This window comes from Polaromonas sp. C04 (assembly GCF_002002705.1).
GTDB lineage: Bacteria > Pseudomonadota > Gammaproteobacteria > Burkholderiales > Burkholderiaceae_C > Rhodoferax_A.
In genome coordinates, this window is sequence record NZ_MUNS01000022.1 from 112,964 (window position 1) to 136,038 (window position 23,075).

The 23,075-nt window shown below is 60.4% G+C and carries 19 protein-coding genes; 6 read left to right on the forward strand and 13 right to left on the reverse strand.

The window, feature by feature from the left end; all coding sequences use genetic code 11:
• Nucleotides 1-26: 26 nt before the first annotated feature.
• The 8 genes from B0E49_RS04340 to B0E49_RS04375 all read right to left on the reverse strand — a co-directional run bounded on the left by B0E49_RS04340 (nt 27) and on the right by B0E49_RS04375 (nt 14,301).
• A complete protein-coding gene (locus B0E49_RS04340; protein ID WP_077560743.1) occupies nt 27-881 on the reverse strand; it encodes a phospholipase D-like domain-containing protein in 855 nt (284 codons plus the stop codon).
• The gene (locus B0E49_RS04345; protein ID WP_077560744.1) at nt 865-3,078 is read right to left on the reverse strand and encodes a DUF8724 domain-containing protein; all 2,214 of its coding nucleotides are present in this window, start codon (nt 3,076-3,078) and stop codon (nt 865-867) included. Before B0E49_RS04345 ends, B0E49_RS04340 begins: the two co-directional genes overlap by 17 nt.
• Nucleotides 3,075-7,226, reverse strand: a complete 4,152-nt coding sequence (locus tag B0E49_RS04350; protein ID WP_077560745.1) for a helicase-related protein — start codon at nt 7,224-7,226, stop codon at nt 3,075-3,077. The genes B0E49_RS04345 and B0E49_RS04350 overlap by 4 nt, the downstream gene beginning before the upstream one ends.
• Nucleotides 7,219-10,053 carry a DISARM anti-phage system protein DrmE domain-containing protein gene (locus B0E49_RS04355; protein ID WP_144264437.1) on the reverse strand — a complete coding sequence of 945 codons (2,835 nt, stop codon included), beginning with the start codon at nt 10,051-10,053 and terminating at the stop codon, nt 7,219-7,221. The genes B0E49_RS04350 and B0E49_RS04355 overlap by 8 nt, the downstream gene beginning before the upstream one ends.
• Nucleotides 10,054-10,085: 32 nt before the next feature.
• The gene (locus tag B0E49_RS04360; protein WP_286137793.1) at nt 10,086-11,738 is read right to left on the reverse strand and encodes an HsdM family class I SAM-dependent methyltransferase; all 1,653 of its coding nucleotides are present in this window, start codon (nt 11,736-11,738) and stop codon (nt 10,086-10,088) included.
• A gap of 712 nt (nt 11,739-12,450) precedes the next feature.
• Nucleotides 12,451-12,750 carry a hypothetical protein gene (locus B0E49_RS04365; protein ID WP_077560747.1) on the reverse strand — a complete coding sequence of 100 codons (300 nt, stop codon included), beginning with the start codon at nt 12,748-12,750 and terminating at the stop codon, nt 12,451-12,453.
• A complete protein-coding gene (locus tag B0E49_RS04370; protein WP_077560748.1) occupies nt 12,747-13,508 on the reverse strand; it encodes a hypothetical protein in 762 nt (253 codons plus the stop codon). The genes B0E49_RS04365 and B0E49_RS04370 overlap by 4 nt, the downstream gene beginning before the upstream one ends.
• Nucleotides 13,509-13,671: 163 nt before the next feature.
• Nucleotides 13,672-14,301, reverse strand: coding sequence for a hypothetical protein (locus B0E49_RS04375; RefSeq protein WP_077560749.1), 630 nt, complete (start codon nt 14,299-14,301; stop codon nt 13,672-13,674).
• Nucleotides 14,302-15,334: 1,033 nt separating this feature from the next.
• On the opposite strand from B0E49_RS04375, the gene B0E49_RS04380 reads away from it, so the two are divergent.
• Nucleotides 15,335-16,366: a replication-relaxation family protein gene (locus B0E49_RS04380; protein WP_286137794.1), complete on the forward strand. Its 1,032-nt coding sequence runs from the start codon at nt 15,335-15,337 to the stop codon at nt 16,364-16,366.
• Between the two features lie 26 nt (nt 16,367-16,392).
• Here the strand turns inward: B0E49_RS04380 and B0E49_RS04385 are convergent, their stop codons facing one another.
• The 3 genes from B0E49_RS04385 to B0E49_RS04395 form a co-directional block, all read right to left on the reverse strand.
• On the reverse strand, nt 16,393-16,683 hold the full coding sequence (locus tag B0E49_RS04385) for a DUF4236 domain-containing protein (protein ID WP_077560751.1): 291 nt from the start codon (nt 16,681-16,683) through the stop codon (nt 16,393-16,395).
• 369 nt (nt 16,684-17,052) lie between these two features.
• Nucleotides 17,053-17,610 carry an ImmA/IrrE family metallo-endopeptidase gene (locus B0E49_RS04390; protein WP_077560752.1) on the reverse strand — a complete coding sequence of 186 codons (558 nt, stop codon included), beginning with the start codon at nt 17,608-17,610 and terminating at the stop codon, nt 17,053-17,055.
• Between the two features lie 12 nt (nt 17,611-17,622).
• Nucleotides 17,623-17,985: a helix-turn-helix domain-containing protein gene (locus B0E49_RS04395; RefSeq protein WP_077560753.1), complete on the reverse strand. Its 363-nt coding sequence runs from the start codon at nt 17,983-17,985 to the stop codon at nt 17,623-17,625.
• Between the two features lie 120 nt (nt 17,986-18,105).
• Between B0E49_RS04395 and B0E49_RS04400 the strand changes: the two genes are divergently transcribed.
• The 5 genes from B0E49_RS04400 (at nt 18,106) to B0E49_RS04420 (ending at nt 22,144) form a co-directional block, all read left to right on the forward strand.
• The gene (locus tag B0E49_RS04400) at nt 18,106-18,402 is read left to right on the forward strand and encodes a multiubiquitin domain-containing protein (protein ID WP_077560754.1); all 297 of its coding nucleotides are present in this window, start codon (nt 18,106-18,108) and stop codon (nt 18,400-18,402) included.
• A 16-nt stretch (nt 18,403-18,418) separates the two neighbouring features.
• On the forward strand, nt 18,419-18,802 hold the full coding sequence (locus B0E49_RS04405) for a hypothetical protein (RefSeq protein WP_077560755.1): 384 nt from the start codon (nt 18,419-18,421) through the stop codon (nt 18,800-18,802).
• The gene (locus tag B0E49_RS04410; RefSeq protein WP_077560756.1) at nt 18,799-20,292 is read left to right on the forward strand and encodes a ThiF family adenylyltransferase; all 1,494 of its coding nucleotides are present in this window, start codon (nt 18,799-18,801) and stop codon (nt 20,290-20,292) included. The genes B0E49_RS04405 and B0E49_RS04410 overlap by 4 nt, the downstream gene beginning before the upstream one ends.
• Before the next feature lie 128 nt (nt 20,293-20,420).
• Nucleotides 20,421-21,227 (forward strand): HipA family kinase, encoded by an 807-nt coding sequence (locus B0E49_RS04415; protein WP_168174997.1) that lies wholly within the window; start codon nt 20,421-20,423, stop codon nt 21,225-21,227.
• A complete protein-coding gene (locus tag B0E49_RS04420) occupies nt 21,224-22,144 on the forward strand; it encodes a hypothetical protein (protein ID WP_144264439.1) in 921 nt (306 codons plus the stop codon). Before B0E49_RS04415 ends, B0E49_RS04420 begins: the two co-directional genes overlap by 4 nt.
• Nucleotides 22,145-22,374: 230 nt before the next feature.
• Here B0E49_RS04420 and B0E49_RS04425 read toward each other — a convergent pair whose 3' ends face one another.
• A complete protein-coding gene (locus B0E49_RS04425) occupies nt 22,375-22,722 on the reverse strand; it encodes a DUF3024 domain-containing protein (RefSeq protein WP_077560759.1) in 348 nt (115 codons plus the stop codon).
• Between the two features lie 30 nt (nt 22,723-22,752).
• Nucleotides 22,753-23,001 (reverse strand): DUF1272 domain-containing protein, encoded by a 249-nt coding sequence (locus B0E49_RS04430; RefSeq protein WP_077560760.1) that lies wholly within the window; start codon nt 22,999-23,001, stop codon nt 22,753-22,755.
• Nucleotides 23,002-23,075: the final 74 nt, after the last annotated feature.

Consider the following 23,075-nt stretch of genomic DNA (forward strand, 5'->3'; position numbering starts at 1 on the left):
GGTGCTGCGGCGACGGGCACACGCGCCTATCGCATCGGCACGGACACGCGCTCCGCAGCGCTAACCACATCTGCAATCAAGGACGCGGAGCGGCCCGCTACGCACACTCCGAGCTCCAGCGAGTACTCCAAAGACCATCGGTTCATGTTGAGCGAACCGACGTAGGCGGTGTGGTCGTCGGCAAGGACAACCTTGGCGTGAGAGGTCTCATTGCCCGCGGCGTCAGCTCGTCCTATCCGGAAGCTCAGCACACTGACGTTCAACGCGGCGAGCTCCGCAGCGACGCGCCTCAAGCCGGGTGGCATTTGGTCTTCGTGGTCCGCCCGAGAGATGAGCACGCGGCGCACGCCAACCGGGGCCCGTGCAAATAAGTTCAAGAGAATGGGTGCGCCGATGTCGTCCACGTAGGGAGTCAAAACGCAGAAACGGTTGCGCGCTGACTCCGCTATTCCTGGCAAAGCCTCTTTTGTGTCCACCAAGCCCCAATCACCTGTCGAAGCCACCAGCTCTGCGGTGAAGCGGCTTGGCGCGGGCGGTTTGGTGACGACGACCTGGACCAAGTCATGGTCGGCGTGCACCTCTGCGCGGTACAGACATGCCCCCACAAAGAGGGGAGCAAGCTCGCCATGCAGGTCACGGGAGATTGGGCGCCAAGTGAGCTGGGACGACCGCTGAAACAAGCCCACGTTGAAGCCGGCAGCCAGGAAGGCCTCGACCTCGTCAGCTCGCGCCATCGCGAGGCCGGAGAGTGTGCAAATTCTCCTGACGTCCGTGGCCTCTGCGAACGACCCTCCGGCAACACTGGCACAGATTGCACCGGCTACACCGCTGTGTCGCGCCAAGCGGACGAAGATGTCGCGAACTTCAGCTCGGAGGTGCATTTAGCAAATCCAGAAAGCCCGGGATACGTTGACCCCTGTGAGTGAGGTCTTCTCGTGGCGCATTGCCCCCCAGCAGAACAGACCTCGACAGGAGACGGTTCTGCGCAATGCAGGATGTCTCAGGCACCATGATGCAGTCAGGGCATGCTCCGCCATGAAGGTCGCAAAGGCTGCCTGAGTTGCAGCGGTGAGTAGACGTCTCGAGCAAATGACCAAGAAATCGATTGTTTTCGTTCCTCCACAGCGACGACAGATTCCCCAGGTCCATTGTTGTCCCGTTCCGATACACAACGAACGCAAGGTCTGCGGGGAACAGGTACTCGCCAAGAGAGCCCACATCCAGGCCCGAGAACTCGGCGATAGATTTCATGAGCACGTGCGCATAGCTGTGAAGCAGCGTGTACACGTACCGGTATGTGGACGCATCGGCCTCGGTCAACGCGCTGAAGAAGCGCCCGAAGGGCTCAGCAATTTCAAGTAGCCGGCCACCGAGCTTCACCTCGTCGCTGGGAGCCCAGGCCGGCAGGTTCGCCATACCAACGGCAGCAAGCCAGTTGTACACCGCCTCGGGGTCGAGCTGGACGTACAAGGCCTCGTTGGCCTGAGTGACGACGTAAACCGGCCGCCGGCCGCTATCGAGAGGCTCGAACATTCGCAGGCGAACAGGCAGGTCCGTGCCGTGCTTTTCCAAGGTGGGTGTGGCGCCCACACGGGTGTACCCGTGCGTAAAGCGACATAGCTCGAAGTCGCGCACCATTCCAAGTTCGGCCATCCCCAACTTCTTCATCAACCTTGCGGTCTCTTGCTCTTGCCTCAGCTTGGCTCCGCTGTCCTTTGGCGCCAAGTCCTTGTCCAGGTGCTGGAAGCGGACAAAAGGCGACCGGCCGGAATCGTCCCGTGTCTTTGACAGCTTGCTACGGCGAAGGGCTTCGTGTTCCACACTCAGACTGAAGGGGTCATAACGGCTTGAGAATTCCGCGCGGCGCGCAATTTGACCGCGGAGGCCGTCAGGCAGTTCCGCCTTGGCAGCAATCAAGCCATCGGCGAACCAACCCTCCACCAATTTCCGGAGTTCGTTTTCCGAAGCCTTGACCAGGTCGGTCTGCTTCATGTCTTCAGCGAACTTCCGCATTCGCACGCCGTTCTCGTAGCTTTCCCAACGGGCCTCGTGACCGCCTTGAAGAAGGATGTCCTGCATTTCGTCAATGGTTGGAAGGGCACCCCCGAATCCGAACTGGTCCGCAATAAACTCACCCAGCGCGCGGCGCCGGCCCTCCTGTAGCAGGTCGAGCAGACTTTGGTCGCGCTCAGAGAACACGACAAACTGCTCTGACTGAGGGTAGTACGCGGACGACGCGCGGTATGAAATGGGCTCCATACGGCGTGCGGCGATTACGCTGCCACTTTGAGCCGCCAGGACCTCGGTAGTCAACTTGTCGTTTTGCCTCCAAGCGTCGCGTCGGTCATTGCAGGCCGGATTGGCGCACTGAAAAGACCACTCACCGATGCGAGGAGACTGGGTGTGGAGAAGAAAGCGGTCGCCATGGCACAGTGCACAGACGCGGCGAGTCAATCGAAGTTCCGCATCGGCGTCGTTCCACTCCCACCGACCCGGCATCGCCGGCGCCCACTCCCCGGACCAGTGCACAAACACGACGTCAAGCTGCCGCCACTGACAGGTCCGGCCTAGCTTGGACCTGCACGCTTGTGCCTCAAAACTTCGGCGGTCCTTGGCCAGTTCGGCCGGGGTGTCGTACGCTTTGAAAAGACCACAGTGGTTGCACACGAACGTCAGCGGCGCGGGCACGTAAGACATGCGAAGAGGGTTCACGAACGCGAGGTTGGTCAGGCCCAAGGGCCGTACGATTCCCCCGTCGCGAAGCAGCCGCTGGTCGATGCATAACCGTGGGTCCACAGGCCTACCACCATTCGCGGCACTGATGGCCCGGCCGAACCAGCTCTCCCAGACCTCCGCGAGGCGCGTGATGATTTGGTCGCGGGTAGCGCTGGATATGTTCGCCTCGTCGGTTGGCTGCGATTTGTCCGGCATCGCAAGGCAAGCGCCGCGTCCTCCTTCGAATGTAAAAAAGGAGCCGGGCGCGTACGAAGACGCTAGTTGATTGCGCGACCGACTCATCGTCGGCGGTTTGAGGTCTTTCTTGAAATCCTCGTCGGGCAGAAATCCTTGAGCGGTCATTCTTCAACTCCTTCTTCACTGCCCGCCACCCCGTGACGGACCAGGTCCATCACCACCAGAACATCCTGAGCCAGCACCGGCCGATTTGCGGACAGCTTCCGTGTGGCGCGGATAATGCCCCCCTCATCGACGTCACGCAATGAAGTCATGGGCTTTCGCATTGCGTCAGGTTGGGCTTCGAAGTACCTGTAGAGAGTGCCGTCTTCTCTCCAAGTGTCGGTGTCCCAGTCACCAAGAACATCCCGCGTACTTTCCGAAATCATCCGCCTGTAGTGCTCTTCACCTTCAGGGCAGTAGCCATCCTTGAGGCCAATCGCAAGTTCAATGAAGCCGTTGATTTCGGACAGGAAAGCTCCTTGGCGTTCTCGCTGCTCCTTGAGAATTTCCTTGAGGTAGTTGAAGGTCGGGACCGTGTGCTTTTCGGAGACATCTGCGTCCAGTAGCTTGCGGCTCGGGACCACGCCGGCCAGGTAAGCCTGCAGCATGCTGGGGTGCGCTCGCTCGACGGCACGCTCCGCCCACCGGTCGATTGCGGCGGGCTGGACCATTCGCTCGAGGAATCGATGGAAAATGTCGAAGACTTCAATGACCTGGCGGTCTCGTCGGCGCTGCGGGGTTGGAACAAGCACAACAAATCCGACATGGGTACGCCCCACGCGTGATGACGCCTGGATGTATTCGGCAATGTCGGAGGGCATGCCCGCGAAGAACATTGAGTTCAGTTCTTCAACGTCCACCCCGTGCGAGATGGCGGACGTTGCGATGACGGACCTCAAGACCTTAGAAAGCGGTGTAAACGGCTTCCCGGGCTCATCGCGAGTTTGCGCGGCTTGGACGACAGCTTGGATTTCTCCTTGTTCGACAGAGCCGGTGATGAGGCGAGTGTCCAGCCCCGCGAGCGGTTGCCCGGCATTGAGGTGCCGCTTGCGGGCATCCTCGACTTCCGCGGCCATGATTTGGTCGCCGCCCTTCTTGTTCGTGACATACGTCAATGCGATGCGGTGAAGGTCGACGGCAGTCGCGAGTTCTGAATCGTCGGCAGCCCGCAGTGCCTGGCAGTGAAGCTGCGACAGCGGCCCACTCGAAACGAATTCGTACAAAAGCTCCTTGGCTTCTGCGGCCTGCTTCGCGTCACCAGCGGTGAGCCTGCCAAACAGCTTCGAGATAGTCAGGTGAAAACTCGAAAGCACTGCGACACTGGTCGCCGTGTGCGGCTTGCCGTTCGTCATGAACGCGCAGTAGACGCGAGCTTGCTTTGAGCGAAGCTCCACGTCGTCCAACACCCGACGCGCGGACTCGTCTGCCAACTCAGGCACCGCGTAGAACGATTCATACAGTGTTGGGCCGGGGTGCGGAAACTGCACAGCGGGTATAGAGCGCTGATAGAGATGCTCCAGCTGCCGTTCGGGTTCGGACACCGTCGCCGACGCGGCGACAACCTTCGCACGGCGGCGTTTACCCGCAAGGCTGTGCGAAACCATCTCAGCGCCAAGTGACTTGCTCAAATGTTCAAAAATCGCGTCCAAGGTGGACTCGAACAAGGCTGCGAAGGTCCCGAGCGATTCATCCAGCAAGTGCGCTTCGTCCTGGATGACCAAGCTGGGGAACGGGTCAAAGAACACCTTCTCGCCGTCAGGATAGGCGGGAGAGAGGCCGCGCATCCCCTTGGCTGCGGGCCCCTCCCGCATGTCTTTGTGTTGCGGAATAACCAGCCGACCGGTGGCGGGGTCCAACCACGGGGCCATGCCGAACATCCCCATGATTCGCCGAATCGTCGGAGCGGAATGACCAATCAGGGCTAACTTGTCAACCGTACCGAGCAGAACTGAGGGAGCGAGGTCGTAGATGTCCTCGTCACAGATAAAGAAGGGGAGCGGTTGCCACGTGCCATCGTTCGATGCGCATTTCGCGCTAGAACACACGTGGGCCAAGGTTCCCCCTTGGGCGGGAAACCGCCTGAGCGCCGTGCTTTCACCGCAGAACGGACAGCTTGGAAGCTTGTTCCACGCACGCCATGCCGCAGAGTACCGTTGGTCTCTCTCCCTTAGAAGTTCTTCCGAACGCTTGTCCGGCGAAACATCGTCCACGGTTGGAATGCTGGCGACCCCCGGAGTCGTGTGGCGGTTCGGAGAACCGGACGAGCCGACCCAGAAACCCATCGACAGGGCGTTGCCCTGGTATTGGTGACGACGGCGTACGAGCTCGGCGTGTGCCATCACGCGGGCGCACCGCTGGGCCTGCTGGATTGTGAGAAGCCGCAGTGGGTACCGCAGCATTGCAGTCACCCCAGTCTTCTTGCCGCGCAGGCGGTCGAGCAACAAGGTGAACACGAGGAGACCGAAGAACGCCTCCGACTTGCCGCCGCCGGTGGCGAAGTAGAGGAGCGTGACCGCGTCATCCCGCTTCTCTTGGTACTTGGACTTAAAGGCAGGAATCCTCGTAGCGAAAGCCGGAACGTTCGCGACGATGAACGCCAGCTGAAACAACCGCCACTTGCTGTCATCGCGCCGGAACCGGACACTCATGAAGTCAGCCATCGCCTCATTCATGGCCAGCCACGCCTCGAACACGACCCCACGTTGGTCTTTCTGAGGACCGCGGCCGCCCCAGTGCAGCCGCGACTCCTCCAGAATCTCAATACCCGCACGGATGGACTCGAGTTCGTTGCGCCACAGACCGAGGTCCTTCTCAAATGCAGCAATCTCTCGCGCCCGCCCTTCGCTGTCCTCGGCCGCCAAGCCTTCGGTGGGGTCGACCCGACCAGGCTGCGCGGCGAGCCACTGCTCGAAGGCGGGCAACAAAGGTTTTAGGCTAGCGAATCCTTCGGGTGTGCTCAGGGCGCGCACGTTCCGATTCACATCCGGAACGTCTGTCGGCACTATCCGCGGCTGCGTGTACCTTGGCGTCCACGTGGTCTTGAGCCGAACGCAGCCCTCTCGGGGCTCAGCAACTTGGACGCCGCAGTTGTGTCCCATGGCCGCATAGTGGAGGTACTGGTTGTACCGGTAAGACGGGTCCACCCGCTCAAGCCTCAAGGGCCGGTGCAAGGCGCCCGGAATCACCGCCGCCAAGTCAACCTGAAACACCGCTTCCTCCGTTTCGTCCGCCCGAATGCGAGGCGTGAGGCTGACATTCTCCAGCGCAAGCAAAACACTCGTCTTGCTCGGGTCCGCCCAATCGACGCTGGTTTCCAGGTTCCAGCCGAGCTCGATGTCAGGGACGAGTACCGGCAGGTCGGAACCGCGGACCTGAGTGAGGAACTCTGACCATCTCCGGTATTGACTAGCCCTGACCTCAGCACCACGTCGATAGCCCCAAGGCCGGCCGCCTTCTTCAGGTTCCTCGCTGATGCGCCAGGCCTGCAATGCAGAGCGAATGCTCGCGTTCATTTCATCAGCGTGTGCTGCGACGTCAGCTTGCAGCTGGTCTCCGTCACCGGACATGTCCAATAGCAGCGGCGGAACATCTATCGGCAGGCGCATCCACTTGTGCGGAATCGCCATCGGCTCGAAGTGGGCGTCATTGAGAGTCAGTGTCGACTGAGCGCCGACAACAACGCCCTCGCCGGCGCCGGCATCACCGTCCTCGGCCGGCTCCTCTGTTTCGAGAGCGCGCAGGTCGGTTGGAATCCCATGCGCAGCGTGGACCTCGGCGACGACACGTTCCTTGATGGCCCGCCATTCCGGGTGCTTCCACCGGGATGCGTACTGACCTTTGACTTTGTCCCACTCCTCGTCCAGGCGCTGGTCTCGCTGCGCTCTCAAGATGTCATGCATCTCGCGTCGCAGCTTGATTGCAAGCCTGCAGTCCGGCCGCTTGAAGTCTTCTTCGCGCGGCAAGACGCGCACGTAAACTGCGAGCGAAGGCTGCACCTTGATGACGCCTGCCGTGTTCCGAGCCAGCTGCAGCTGGAATCCATGCGATGAAATCCAGATGGGTGAGGTGACCTCATCGCCACCAGCTGCTGTCAATTGCGGCAAGAGAAAACCCGAGTTCAGCAGGGTCCTCGGTCGGGCCCCGAACAGGTGCTTTCCGATAGAACCCGCTCCGCTGACGTGTGCATGCGTGATGTTGACAATCGCATCTGCGACGGCCTCTTTGACCGTGGTGCTCAGCTTGGCAGGGTCGGTCCGGGTGAGTTCAGGCACGAATTGCTTCCTCTTTGTTCGGGATGAGAGCTTCTACGACGCAGAGGCTTTCTCTCGCCCGGCCATACAGCATCTGAATGGTCAGTCTGCTAATTTTTGAGTGCACCATGACCGACTCCGGCTGCAGGAGCATGTGCGTATAGATTTCGGAAAGGTGCCTGCCGTCCTGGCGCCGCGCGTTCCGAATTGGCATGATGACTCGTTGCCAGTTGGCTGCGGCTTCAAAATCGGACATTCCCAGCGCCTTGGCGAACGCCGAGAAATGCGCTTCCTTGAGCGGGGCCTGGGGGCGCAACTGGTCGAATGCCGTGTCAGCGGCTTGGCCGAGGTTCACCCAGTGGCGCACCGCCTGTTCCTCGGGAAACTCGTCTTTCCACTTCGGGTGGGCTTCCAGAATTTGCCGCCGAAGCGCCCGGACCTTTTCGATGAGGTGCCCTTCGGGGAACGCTCGCTCAAGAAGTGTGTTCACTTGACGGTGGTAGTTTCTTAGCGCCGCTTCAAAAACCTTGTCGGTCTCCAGGGGGATGCCCGCCTCCTTGAACACGCCTTCTACCAAGTCACGCAACTCCCCCGACATAACGAAGAGTCTGTCGCCAGGCTGCAGAGCCCGAATTTCACAGCTGCGGAAACCCCGGTCGGAAGCCTCGCGGCTCGCAGGGTCGTAGACGTACACGCGGTGACTGGGCCGGCGGTGCAGCCGTCCGTCTTCGAGGACTACAGTCCATGCTTCCGGGTCCTTTTCTGCGTCGTACGCGTCACTCGTTTCGTGGCTCAGCTCAATGCGAAATGTTGGCATTACCAGGTCTGTGTTTGTGAGCAACCCGGGGGCCTCCGGGAGATGCGCTAGGCCCCGCAGGATGGATTCCATTCTGGGCTTCAACGGCCTGAAGGCGGGAAAATGTTCGACCAGCGGCTTCATTGCTGCACGAAGATATTGGCCGTTTTGTTGTGTCAGAAGCAGTGTTGAATGGCTGGGAATTCGGTCGTCGGTGATAAGTAGTCTCAGCGACTCTTCATCCAATCCTGCAAAGACCAGCGGCGCTCGTCCTATCGTGTCCAGTGCGTCTTCCAGCTGCGGAGAGCAAATGAATGTGACACGTTGTTCAAACTCTTCGAACGTGCGACCGTCCTGGAAGTCCCGATACTTCGACAAGAAGCGGAGGGCCAAGTGTTTGTGAAAGTTCGATGACATCACCACCACGACTTGCTTGTGTTTCTGGACAGCGGCTCCAATGTGCCTGGCCAGCAAGTGCGCGAACGGCGTACCCCCGTCATAGTTCGTCACCAGTTTCGTCGCCGCCTCGACCGCTCCGGTCAATGTATTCTGTTGTTCCCCTGCTTGTCCGGTGCGCGAGAAAGCCAGGAGGGGCGCGTAGAAGTTCGGCCAGGCCCAGCGCTGTCGGGACCGGTCATCCGCTTCCACCTGCGTTAGCCACTGTGACAAGTCACGCACGCCGCATGGAAGTGCCGCAATTCGATTGAGATAAGCCATGGCTTCCGTAATGGGCCTGGCGGTATCTCGCCCTCCTTCAGCAGCGTTGGCCACCCGGTTCAGCCGGCCAACAATTTTCGCGGCTTCGGCGTCCACAATCTCAGTGTCAACCTCCCGGGGCGCTGGCACCCGAACTTCTAATGTTCCGTGCGGCATCAGCCCATCGCTCTTCACCGCACAGGGCATGCCGACGATGACGTACTCGTGGCCTACCTGCCACCGGTCAGACGCCGGTCGCTTTGCGTTCTGGGAGAAAAGCTCCTCGCGCAGCCGATACGCGGCGTGCGGCTCGTCTGCGACGATTAAGACTCCCGGTGCGTCTGCGCCGAATACTGCTTCGAGTTGAAGGCAAAAGCGTGCGAGCGCTCCTTTCCATCCCCGGGACTCGCGGCGGGTCGTTCTAGTAGCATTAACGACGACAACTTCAGGGGCGCCGAGCTTTTTCAGCGAGAGCAGCGCCTTTCTTAATTCGGTCGTGCTCATGCGCCCGTCGAGCGCGAACATGGCGTCGGGCGCTGTTGCGGGGTGGCCGATGGTTGAGCAGTTGGTTCGCAGCGCAGTAGCCTGGCTGCGCTTTTGAAGCTTTGCACAGAGCTGGGAGAGCAGCCTAGGCTCGCAGCTCTCCCATTCCGGCTTAGTCGGTGTGACCAAGAAGTGCGGCAGGAGCTCGCCTAGAGTCGGGTTAGACCATCTTGGGTCGGCCAAGTCTTTGAGTGCGCTGTTGAAGGCGGAGAGATAGGGGTCTTTCGCTCTGCATGACCGTTTGACTTTGGGGTTGGGGCTCGTCTCGGCGAACTGAAGTGCGAGCCGAAGCAACGGAGCCCTGCTAAACCTCATGTGATTCAGCGGGTAAAAGACGTTCGTCTTGACCGGGAACGTCATCCCCCGAATACCCATCTTGTCGCCGTCCGTCCAGCGCTCCAGAGTGGCGAGTGCGTGCACCAGCATCAGAGACTTCGGCGCGGTAGGCCAGAGAACAGCGATTTGTCGCTTACGCGAGGTAGCAGTTTCAAGGTACTGGTCAACAAGCCAGCCGAGCGCGTGAGATGCGGTGCTAGTTTCGACGTCGCCGTCCTTCAGCACCGGCACTTGGGCCGTTCCGAAGCGTAGGCTGGTTGGCACTGGCGCAGTGCCCTCCGTCGATTGCCGTTCTTTGGATGGCTCTGGAGCAACAGGAGTCAACTGCGTGGGCTGGGTCGTCCCCTGAAAGACCGCCCCGGAAGACCCCTTCATGGCGAGTTTCGCCGCAGCCATTTTTGCAATCAACGCCGCCTTGGCGGCCTTTGCGCTCGCCTGGTCTTCAAGGCGGTTGGTGAATCTTGAACGGGGGTGCATGGGGGTGGGCGAAACGAGTTGGTATTCACCGTCTAGTCATTCGCGAGGCCATACGCGCGATGCACGGCCTCCCCCAATGAGTAGCCGGTTTTCAGAAGTTGCTTGAGGCGGTTCGGGTCCGGCAGTGGCAGCTGCCCCAGTTCGAATGCGGACACGTTAGTGGCACCCGAGATACATCTGAAGCAGCGGTCAACGGCCTGTACGGCCAAGAGCTTCGACAGCTCCGTCGGCGTCAGTGCCGGCACGTCAACGGTGGGCTCAAGGACTACAACGTGGTTCTCGCCAACGAATCCGCCGAAGACGTCGAATAGCCGCTGAGGGACTGGGGCGGCCACCAGGCGCCTTGCCTGGGTGTTGGATGTGACGCGCTGAAGGATGACGCTTGGTCGTGTAATCACGGACGAGTGCAGCCGGCTACCAAAATCTACGAAACGGTACTCGTCCGGTTTCGCTTTTCCCTCGTCGAAGGCCACATCGCCGTCGAGCGTGATGTCCCCAGACCAAAGGAGCGGTACTGCTGTCTGACAACGTGCGCGCTTGACTTCTTGGGCGCGTTGGAAGGTTGGACGTTCGTCGCGGTTCCAAACGAACGCGCCGATGCGCGCACGATAGCCATAGTCGGCAAGGTGGAAGCCTGTTTGACCGGCCGCGCGTAGCAGCGGAACGTCGTCGACGGCGCGAGGAATTGGCCAGGTGGCCCCGCTATTGGGGAGCAAAGAGGGGCCGACGTCAGTGTAGTCGCCCCGCGTGGAGACCACAGACACCTTGGCTGTCGTCTCACCGTCATGGGGCGTTGCGCGTCGCTTCAAGACCGTCAAAGCCGTTTCCTGCTCGACGTCAATGAACACCCCCAGTCGGTCGCTGACCATGCCGATGTGCTCGATGTGCGTGTTGTGCATCAAGAAGGTGCGCAGCTTTGAGAAGTACTGGCCGGAGAGGAAGCTTGTCGGAGTGACGACCGCCGCTCGGCCGCCAACCTTCAAAAGCTTCACCGCAAGTCCGATAAACAACCCATACAGATTGGGTTGCGCCTCGAACATGTCGTGATACGCAGTACGCAGAGGCTCCAGCTCCGCGGCCGTCATTTTTCTGTAGGGTGGATTACACACAACGACGTCGAGCGTCCCGAACATCGCGTTCAGGTCGCTAAGGGAGTTCGCTCGGGACACGTTGAATCGCGGGAGGTACCCGGTGCGCTCGATTTCGGCGTGTAAGGACATCCGCAGAAATTGCTTTGACAGCTCGCAGAGCGCGGCGTCCAGGTCGGTTCCGAACAGATGGGCCTCCACATGCGCCAGCACTTCCCTTTCGGTGAAGCCCCGCGCCTGCAGCGCTGCATTCATCCGGAGCGCTATAGGCGCGAGAAAGGCCGCACCGCCGCACGCTGGGTCCATAAAGGACTGCGTGCCGAAGTCGACACCTTGGTCGGCCAAGTCCTCAAGCAACCCCCGCGTGATGGACACGGGGGTGAAGAACATCGCCAACTCCTTGCGGTAACTGTCATCTGAAAGCATTGCGTAGGCCGAACTCAGCCAATAAGACGCTTCCAGAAAGTCCAGTGCGCGCAAGGTCTGGACGAAGACTTGGAGCGGCGCTTTTTTCGCAAGCCTTTTGGAGAATTTTAGGCCCGGTGCTGGCAGCGCAGGGTAGTCCCGGCCACACCACTCTGCCAAAGCCGTACCCACGACAGCCTCCGGGCCCACCCCGGATGAGCGAGCCGCGTCCCCGAGCCTACGAATCTGACGAGACATCCTCGTCCTCAGGCCGATGCCGTTCTCGCGTGGTGGCCGGACGTTCACTGGCGTGTGTGCCGCGGCCGCTGTGCTCATGAGTTGCAGGAAGTCCCTCAATTGCGACTACCCTCCGTCCTCTTTGCAGCTCGTCCTGCCATCGCGACGGCAGGGGCCGGGGTAGGGGCAGAGATATTCGGCTTCTTCGCGTGCTCGCGCACCATGACTTCAAACATGTTGGTCAGACTGCGGCTCTCGGCGGTCGCGGACTTCGGGGGTGAACTTCAGCCACGAGGCTGACGTCTCTCGGAGCGGGCGGGGGATGCTGGGTGAGGGTAAAGGCCCTTGACCGGCAGCCAGATAATTCCGAAGAAAAAGGCCCGCCAAGAAAACCCATTCCAAGTCGCTTCGGTAGCTCCAGTGACCGGATGGAACAGGCTTTCGCCCCTTGTAGACATTCGCGCCCTCCCTCTGTTTTGTCGAGCTCATCTTAATACGTTACGACTTGTTTCTGCACAATTGGGTGCCGGCTGTGACGGACACGCAACGTTTTGGCCTGCTGGTAATTTCCCTAACACCATCCCAACATCTCCATACGTCCGCAAGATTTTCGGGCGAAAAAGAGCCCACCGTCCGGTGGGCTCAAGAATCACTGAAATCACAACATTTACTGCAAAGTGCTGGAACCTGGTGCGACATCCCCTCGCTTGACGCCAATATTCCCTGCCTCGAAAAACGCCCTCAAGAACGTCGGAATTCCCGTAGGGATTGCGTCCAGCGCGACGACCACAAGTTCGCTGCCTCTCTTGACACCAAGCAGCGGGGCCACCGCATCGACGTAGGTTTCGGCCTCCTCAATTGAGCCTGCCTCGACTATCAACAGCAGCTGCAGCGTGTCACGGTCGCAGGCTCCGAAAATGCCCTGCTGGAATTTGAACGAATCAGCCTTAGAAGAGGCGCCGGTCATTTTCTTGCCGCATTCCGCATGGCCGTCCTCAGTGTCTCGCCCAAGATGCCTGGCAGCAGCAAAGAGACGCTGACCTGTTCCACGGGTTGACACCCGTGAAGGCTCGGCACCTGACGAGCGTCGCTCAACGTTGCCGCAATTGCCGGCAGCTCGAACACCGCCTTGCGCTGCTGTTCCTCACTTGCGTCGGGGCTCATCGCCAGTAACGGGATGAACTCGACAGGCTTCAATGGGCTTCTAAGCAGTGCCGCTTCGTCGCCGTCGTCGTTCCCAAGCAAGAAATACAGCCGGTCCTTCGCCGTGGCCTGCAGAAACTCACGCACCGAGGGGTCGTAGAGACATAGGACCGAGCGGTGTTGGTGTCCCCCGACTTGATGCGTGACGACGCCATACCCGAAGCCGTCTGACGAGCGAAATCCGGTTAGACGCGTCGGCAGCTGGTCTGCTCGGGATTCTTGCAAGAGCCTGAACATCTGTGCCGAGACGTCGCCACAGAGGGTCCAATGTCCGGCAATAAGCTTTCGAACTTGGTCTGGATAGTCCTTCGTTACCTCGGCGACCTCGGTCGGGCGCATAAGACGCGAGAAATAGAGCGAGGCGGTCTGGCTGAGCGGGTGCTGGCTGGAAGCGGAATGCTTTTGGGATTTCTGGTTTTTTTGGAGTCTGTTCATGTAGATGGCCTTATGCGCGCCGAAATAGGCGCCCTTGGTATAGGCACCTGCGCGCGGGCGATTTGCATCGAAGGAATTAAAGGCCACGGCGACGGGGTCGAGTCACATGCGGGCGCTGACTTCGCAGCAGAACCAAAAAAAAGAGGAGCCCGCACAGGGCGGGCTCCGGAAGCAATTAATTTGTAAACGTCAAACCACAGCGCCGAGGAAGCCCCATTTGACAAGCGGCGCTGAAGGTTGCCGCCAGGGGTCAGACGGTCGCCATCTCAGCCTGTGGCAACAAAATCGAGACGTCAACGTCGCTGACCTCGGCAGCATTCAGACTTGGCACTAAGTCCAGGGTCAGCGCCTCCAAGACGATTGACGGCAATTCCGCAATGAAATCCGACCGCTTCTGAACGTCAATCTGCCGGCACATGGTCCGGGCGGGAAGGAGGCATTCTGGAGGCAGAGGGCAGTCATACAGCATCCCCTCAGTGGGCTCACCGGCGCACTCAAGATAAATATTGAGCGCCCCTTGGGTGGCGGCCGCCAACACCTCCATCACTTTCGGCTCGAACAGCGGAAGGACAAACCGATGCTGACGTGCGCCAAGTTGGCAGCTGAGGAGTGCCACCACCGCGCCGGATGGAGTGGGAAAGACGGTCATGTCGGCCTTGATGTCAGTGCCAGCGTTCGCTTTGAATGCCGAATAGGTTGCGGCGTTGAGCGCTCCGATGAGCATCCAGCGACCGCAGACCTCGAGGCGTGCTTCGGCGGGGTAGTCCCTGAAGACAACATCGACTTCGGCTGGGTTTAGCATAACCGCGGTGTGAAGTCGCGGGTTCTTCTTCATCGATGGCTGGAGAAATGGGAAGGCTGCGAGCCTTGACTTTTTCATTGGTAGTTCCTGATTCGCGCGGGATGCGCTTCATGTGTAGAGACCAATGGGAGCGCGTCAGTCATGACGGTTGAGGGCACCCTCGCCGTTGACCGGAGCAGCTTCTAGATAGGCCCGGCCTGATGGCACCAAACGACTGCCCCCGTTGGCACCAGCAGGCGGACGGCGCGGTGTTCAGCCGCGGGCATCGCTGAGGCACCAGGCAGCGTGCAGGAGGGACAGTTGAATTGATGCCACGGTTGCGCGGAAACAGTTGCACACGACCGGGTCGGCGAAGGCGGTGCGAACCGCCGCCGTCCCAGCGCATGCACCCCCTTGGTGGTACGGGAATCGCCCAGCGATTCCAGGCTGTCGGCCGGGGTCCCCGAGGTCCACCGATGGACAGTTGATGTGGAGCTGGGGGCAAGCCGCGGTAGCACGGCATGCCGGAAAAACAGTTGCGCAAGCCGTCCCGCGAGAAAACATTCACCCTTGAAGAAACGTTCCGGGACGGCGGCGGTTCGCCCCGGCGTAGCCGGCCGGTAGAACAGTCGCCTAGATGGACGTCGTGTCGAGAACGTGACTGACACCCGCACTCCTGCGGGTGAGGCAGATGGTGGGGACGGAACAGTTGCCCCCTGCCCTCCAGCTGCCGTGTAGGCATCCCTTGTTGGTACCAACAGCGGCCCAGTGAAAACGTGGTGTGCTGGCTATTGGCATTGGATAGCGTGGTTTTTTGGAGGTGGCTACACGTGGTGAATGCGCTGATTGCGACGAGACCGATACGTCGATACAGCGCCCTTGAAAAAACCCACCCACGGAGCCTGCGACCATGAAGAACACAACGAGAGAACCAATCACCCTGCCACGGGATGCAGATTCCCGGCTCACGGAGGCACCAGACTTGACTCTCGGTGATGCGTCAGCCGGTGCCGCTGTGGCCGTGACGACAGGCCCCTCTGGCCCAGAGCCGGATGTCCATGCGACGCAGACGGCAATGACGTGCCGCCCTCGAGCAACGTCGCCATCGGCTCCGCGCAAGGTCGCGCGCGGCTTGGCAGCGACCATTTCATCAACTCAGCTACAGCACGGAATCTGGCTGCGCACGCTCCTGATGGCCAACCGCTTCAGGGTGATTCGCACGATTGATGTCGCAGTGTGCTGCTTTCCGGAACGTGGGTTCAAAGCCGCACTGACGGCAGCGCAGCGAGCAATGCGGGGCATGGTCAAGGCGAACCTGCTACGCCGATATCGTACTGACCGATTCCAAACAGTTTATGGGCTGACACAAAAAGGAGTGGACTGGCTTGACGAACACGGCCATGACGCCGCGTCGTCGGTGCGCCGAGTCTCCGACATGACAAATCCCGAGCACCGTTTGTGGGCGCAATTTTGGGTGCTGGCGTGCGAAGCTCGGGGCCTCGAGGCCCTCACGGAGCAGGAACTCCTGCAAGCACTGAACAAGGACACCAAGGAGGGCCAACCAGCGGTTCAGGGCCTTCTGACAGTCACCACAACGCGTGGAAAGAGGGCCAGCACCCTGCAGCTGCGCCCCGATGCAGTGGCGCATGAGCAGAACGGCACAACATGGCTCGAAGTTGACCGTAGCAAGCGGGGGTCTGACCGTGAAGCGTCGTTGGCAGCCCTGGTAAGTTCCGTCGGGCGAGTTTTGAAGGACGGCAGCGCCCTGCGCCGCGTGGTCATTCTTTGCAAGACCGAACGCATCCGCAAGCGGGCGATTGCAGTGCTGAACGGTCTGGCCGAGGCCAATAACTCCGAAGTTCTTATCGCCGGCCGGCGCCACTTTCGCGAGCTCGAACCAGGGTCTTACGCTGTTTGGTCAGCGCAGGAGTCCAAGCTTCGTGACGGTCGCACCAGGCTGGTGGATACCTTGGCCGGTCACGTCATCGTTCAGTTGTTGCCAATATGGCTGCCGAAAGTGCGGATTGATGCCAGCAACACGCACAGTCTGGCGGGATGGTTTGGGGAGAACTATCTGCCCTACCGGCGTCCTGAATCGCAAGGTCCGTGGGCGATGCCAGTGTCGCCGTTGCTGAGGCCCCTGAAGGATGTCGGCGCCAAATAGCGTGGGGTCCTGACCACGCTGGTGCGCTACGACGTCACCAGCCCGAAAATCAAAATGCCAACGAATAGTGCGACCAGTCCCCATCCCAGCAGCGCGCCGAAGCCCATGCCGTTGCTAGGTACATCTGACTTGTGCGATGAGAGTTTCTCGCTGTAGCTGATACCCGTGCCGGGGATACCGACGGTGCCACGGGTTCCACGTTCACTGATATTGATGGTCGCACCGGGCTTGCCAATCGACGTGCTGACGCCCGACTTACTCAGGTTGATGCGAATACCGGGCAGTATCTTGATGTTCTTGCGAAATCGAAAACCCATGAGTCAACCCCCTCCAAGACGAGCATGCGGCTATCAGCACAAACGAAACGAAATGCTCGGCCCAGCTGGCTCTCCTTTAATGCTCCCCCTGAGAACGCGTCAACAAAACGCCCACGCCAGCATCGCTGGGTCGTCGGCCAGATTCATCAGAGCGTATCCGGCCCATCGGTAGGCCAGCATCATGGCCTGTTCAATCAAAAATTCAGCGGTCATAGTTTTTGTTCGTCGGGTGGCAGGATTGTCGCAGCCTGTCGGCTACCTCCCGCACGCCTTGCGCTCCCACTTGTCTTTAGCCTTGCCCTCAGCGGTCTCCCGCCAGTTGCTTCGTCCCGGTGCCGCAGACGCGGCGCTCAAATTGCACCGGCCAGATTAGGCGCGACGTTGCCGCGACTGAATCTGGCGAGCCCCGCTCACGTTGCAGCGGTATGTGACCATCTCTGTGCTTATGCCGTACTCCATGGCGGCCGCATCCATCGACATGCGCCGCTGCAGGACATGGAGCGCTGCCGGGAGCGGCAAGAGGAGAGTTCCGCCCAAATGCGCGGCCTCGTCCTCCAGTTCTTTGCTGCGCATGCCCACCGCGCCCGACACGATGTCAGCCAGCGGATGGCGCAGCAGGATGTGCGACGCCTCATGTGCCACATCACTTTGCTGCCTGGCGGAGGGGTTGTTGTCGTTGTACAGGATAGCCCGGCCAGTGCCGAGCGGGATGCACAGTCCGTGCACCTCCTTCTCGAGCGCTTGGACCTGCTTCGCAGTGACGCCGAAGTTCTTGGCGGCCTGCACCAACTTGCTGAAGCCAAGCGTTGGCACACCCAGGAAATTCGCGAGCCCAAACGCACACAGACGGCCGTAAGCGGGGATACCCATCTCCTTGCGCACCTGGACCGCCAGGTCTTCCGCATACGACTTGAAGCCCCGCTGCATGTAGGTGTTACCTCATTTGGCTTTCAACTGCTCGTAGGCCGCTTTGACGAGACCTTCAAGGGCGCTCTTTGCATCGCCGCTTAGGTCCTTTTGTGCCCGCAGCAGCGCGGAAAAATCGGCGACGAAGTCCAGCTTGCCCGTTTGGTCCGGGGTCTCAACACCTTCGACGTAGTTGGCTGGGTTTAGACCAGACCATGCCGAGAGCGCCGCAAGGCTGGACGCATCCGGGCGTTTGCCCTGTGCCATACGGGTCAGGGTCGAGGCGCTGACCCCAGTGGACTGGCTCACTTGCTTCCATGTAAGGCGCTTTGCTTCCACCGTGCTTGCCAAGGCGCTGTAGTACGCCTGGTCGTCAAACCCCTTTGAACCGGCCATGGACTCTCCTCGTTGTTAAATTGCAAATTAGGAATTGACTTCCTAAAACGGTACTGCTAGACTCCCGTCCAGTAGTTGCATTATAGGAATTTACAGCCACTTTAGCAACGGAGGTTAGTAATGGCTTACATTGAAGATAACTCCCAAGGTCAGGGCCACGGTCATGGCGGCGGCAACGATAAGCCGAAGCAGGTTACCGTGGAGGTGAACGGGAACCCAGTGGTGCTCGACGAGAAGGTAATGACCGGCTTGGAAATCAAGCAAGCCGCCATCGCGCAGCAGGTTCAAATCCAGGCGGACTTCGTCCTGCAGCTGGAGCGTCCCAACGGCGAGTACGACACCATCGGCGACAACGACGAGGTGCGCGTCCACGAGGGCATGAGCTTCAACGCCATCGCCCCTGACGACAACTCCTGACGCACGGAGCGACCCAATGACCCCAAGCGTCACCGCGGCCTTCGACGGCCTAAAGAAGGCGTTCCCAAACGCAACCGTCACTGTCCTGGCCGAGGACGGTAACGGGGGCGCGTTTGTGCTGGTGGAGGGCGTCGAGCTTGGGCCGAAGTTCACCCCGACAAAAACCTGGTTCGGAGCACAACTCCCGGCCAGCCTGCCCTACGCCGACGTCTACCCCGTTTTTATGGGGGCCGAGGTGAAGCGCGCCGACGGCACCGCACTGACCGGACCGCTTTCGGGCGTGAGTTGGCAAAACCGCCAGGCCCTTCAGCTCTCGCGGCGCAACAACCGGATGGTCGGCGGTCAGTCGGCTACCGCTAAGTTCGTGAAAGTGATTGAGTTCGTAAGGAGCTTGGCATGAGCCGCGATGTCGAACTGCGCTTTGCGCAGAGCCAATGGGACCAGCTTTACAACCACCTGTATCCCGGTGACGAGCGGGAGCACGCAGCCGTGGTCCTGGCGGCCCTCGTGCAGCGCCCAAGCCAAACACCGCGGCTCCTTGTCCGAGAAGTCCTGCTCGCTCAGGATGGCGTGGATTACGGCGTGTCCCCGCAAGGCCACGGACGCCTCTCCGCGACGTTCATCAACCGCGCCATCGTACGCGCCCGCAACGAAAAACTGGTGTACCTGCACGTCCACAACCACGGCTCCGACAGGTCGGTCGAGTTCTCCGACGTGGACTACGCCTCGCACGAGCGCGGCTACCCGGCGCTTCTAGATATCGCCAAGGGCATGCCCGTCGGCGCGCTGGTGTTCGGCCTGCGGTCTCTGCAGATTGACCTGTGGTGGTCGAAGACCGAACGCGGCAGGTTGAAGTACTGCACCGTCGTGTCATCGAGAATACAGCGGCTCTATTCCTCCCCATCGCGCGCGCCCAAGGCGGCCTACCGCCCGAGCGTCGACCGGCAGGTGCGCTTCCTCGGTGAAGCAGGCCAAGCTCACCTCGCCGGCGCCCGCGTGGCGGTCGTCGGCTTAGGCGGCGTGGGTTCGATGGCCGTCCAGGATTTGGCACGGATGGGCGTAGGCGACCTGGTGCTGATTGACTCGGACAAGTTCGAAGAAACGAACCTGTCGAGAGTGGTGACGGCCATCTTCCGCGACATCGCGCACAAGCCTCCCAAGACCGAACTGGCAGCCCGGTACGCGAGGCTGGTCAATCCGAACGTTCGTTGCGAGGTCATCGAAGACGACGTGACCTACGAGGACGTGGCGGACAAGCTCGTGGACTGCGACTTCATCTTCCTGTGCGCGGACACCATGCGCGCCAGACTGGTGGTGAACGCCATCGTGAACCAGCACCTCATCCCGGCCGTACAGGTCGGCAGCAAGATTTTGCTGTCCAAAGAGGGCGGCAACCTGGAACAGCTTTACAGCGTTGTGCGCCATATGCGCCCGGGTTGCGGCTGCTTGTTGTGCAACGGACTTATTTCCGGCTACCGTTTGGCCATCGAGGAGAAGTCCGAGGCAGATTGGCGGGCTCAAAATTACGGGGCAGAAACGCCGAATCCCAGCGTCATCACGCTCAACGGCATCGGTGCGAGTCGCGCGACGAACGACTTCCTGATGGACTTCGTCGGCACGGACGTCAACCGCCCCGCGGCCGCGTACTACAGGTACGACGTGTTCAAGGGAACATGGTTGAAGACGAACCTGCGCCACGACAAGGACTGCAGCGAGTGCTCGGGAGATACCGAATCTCGCTTCGCGCGAGGCTCCGGGGTGCGCCTGCCGTGCCGACAGCGCGCCGAAAAAGCTTCGAACACTCTCTCCCGCATCGCCTCTGTTATGCGCGACCTGTGGTCGGCCTGGATGCAACCTTCGGCATCCACTCAAGCTGGTACAACTAAATAAACGGCACCGCCTGCCCCGGGGAAAGCCCAGGGTGGGCGCTGACCCCGGGCCGCACCCGAGGAGCAATTTAGATGTCGTGATTTATCATGGCATCTAAAACGTACCAAAAAAAGGGAAGAGGCGGCTTGATGATTCCTATCCTGCCGGAGACTGCGTGGCGCGAATTTAGAAGCGCGCCGAAGGCCAGGGGGCAAAATCACACAACACACCAAGCGCTCATAGTCGACGCGTCTGGTCAGGAGCACAAGTGCTTCGTGAAGGCGTCACCGCAAGGTTACCCAATGGCGTTCGCTGAGGGGATGGCCTGGCTGGTCGCCGATGCCCTCAACCTTCCGCGCCCGAAGTTCGCTGCGCTGCTGGTGCTCCCAGTGCAGAAGCTGCGCCAATGCATGCCGCTGGACCAGCATTGGCACAGCATCTCGCAGGTGCTGGCGTTTTGCTCGGCCACAGTGGAGGGTAAACACGTCACCAGTCCTTGGCAATGGCTCGCGCGGCTACGCGCGGCGCAGGCGTTCAAACGAGAGGACGTCGCTAAGATTGCGGCGTTCGACATGTGGGTTGAAAACCAGGACCGCCATACCGGTAACTTTCTTCGCACCAAAGCGGGGGAATACATACCCATCGACAATGAGTTCATCCTGTACACATTGGTGTGGGTCGCGGGCGGGTTCTCGTGCGCGCACAATAGCCTGCGAGCACAGGCGCAGTCGCTTTTGAAACCCGCTGGCTATACGAAGTTCGAAGTCTCGATGATGCTTGCATCCAAGGAGCACCAGCCAGCGTTTATGAAAGCCACGCCTGCCCTCCAGCAATTCATCTTCGCGATGGTTGCGGACCCGTTCCGAGCCACCGCCACCGCAACTGCTATTCTGCAATTCTTAGGACAGCGTGCCCATCCGGACTGGCTTGCCAACGAACTGGGGCTTATATCGTGAACAGCATGTTCTTGTCTACGGGCGACGACCCGTACGCGCACCTGCGGCGACACGCCGCCGCGGTGTCTAAGGCTGCGTTCGACGGATTGTGGGCGACCATCGAACTGCAGCCCGACCCGTTCGCAAGGCAGCGATACACAGTCGGCGTTGTCGTCGCCGGCATGGATGGGACCTTCAGTTTCCGCGTTCTAGACGACTTGGCGAAGTTCGAGTGCCTGTATGGGCGGGACGACGTTGCAGAGCTGCGTACTCTGTTGGAGACAGCGGAGCAAGGCTTGCTTCGTGCTCGCAAGGACCAGATGCCGCTTCGCGACGTTCAGTTCGATTCGACTGCGGTTCTTTTGGGCGACCTGTGGCCGACGGCTGGCGCATCCCTGGATGCGGTGCTCAGTCGCCTCTACTTGGATGTAGTTCCTTTTATCCCCCGTGAGGAGCGCAAGACCCGCGACTTCATCACTCTGGACAACACCTCCGTGCGCCGGATGGTTGATGACGAATTGAAGCGAATCGCTGGTCTCTCTTTCGAGCGCATTCACACAGAGCCGCAGCGCGCGCTCAGAGACCACGCTACCGGCGAGTCGCACTGGCTTGAATTCAACCTTGAGCCTCCCGGCAAAGCAGGGAGCGTTATTTCCGCGGTGTATAAAACGCCGACAAGCGTTGAGTTGAACTTCCTCCGCGCCTCTCGCGACCTGGCCACCTACGCCAGGGTCAAAGGGCTACTTGACCGGCAGCTCGCATTGTTTGTTATGACCCCAGCGCCCGGCGCCATGCCGCCCGCGGAACTGGAGCGCGTTGAGAACATTCTTGGCGAGCAGAGCTGGAACCTGGAGAAGCAAGGCTTCCTCATATCAGCGCATTCCTCTCCTTCGCCTCTTGCGCAAGATGTTTGGGATTGGGCAGGCGTGGCGACCTAAACAATTCGACCCGGCATTCGTTGGGCAAAGCGATGTCCCCCTTCTCCGACCTCCGCCGAACTGTCGTGGCCGCAGGCGACTACGTGCACGCAACACCGCCTAAGCCGCCCTGCTTAGGCGGCGTCCCCTGCCCGGCCTCCCAGCATGACCCTCGGCAGCGCATACACAGGCAAGCCCGACACTTTGGACTGCATCACAAGTAGCGAGACCACCGCCCAAGCCTGCACGTCTCAGCCGAAGAAGCACCCGTAATCATCGCGGTCAACGACATCCAGAAAAACTTCAAGCGACCTGACTTCTGAATTTTCCTCATATCCGTGCCACTTCATGTCTGCACGCATCCAGAACACCCTCCAGACACCTTTAGTCCGCACGAAGGTGGCTTTGGCCACGGGGGACTCACGTCGTATGGCGTGGTCCTTCCAGTCCGGCCGAATCTCGAATATCTCCACGCTGTGGCCATCGACGCGGTAACCAAGGTCGAGTTCGTCACGCAGATGGACCGGGGGTCGGCGATTCGCCATGAACGCCGCGATTGCCTTTTCGCAGCGCTTGAGCTCAATTTCGGTCAGGGCCATGGGATTGGGAAGCAATGAGTGCTGTGCCGCTTACGCAGACTTGGCGCAACCGCCCGGCTTAAAAACACGTTCGGTAGAGGCTGGATGAGTTGCCAGCTTGCTCGCAGGACGTCTTGGCCGTGGCACGAGTTCGCCACCGCAGTTGGGGCATGCGCCCATCAGTACGGTCTCGGCGCAAGACGCGCAAAAAGTGCATTCAAAGGAGCAGATGCGGGCGTCGCCGGAGTCGGGCGGAAGGTCCTTGTTGCAGCACTCGCAGTTCGGTCGAAGTTGAAGCATGGTCACGTTCTGAAATGCAGTCTCAGTTCCGATTCGAGGTCGACGACATGCCGCCCCACGGCCGACACCAGGAT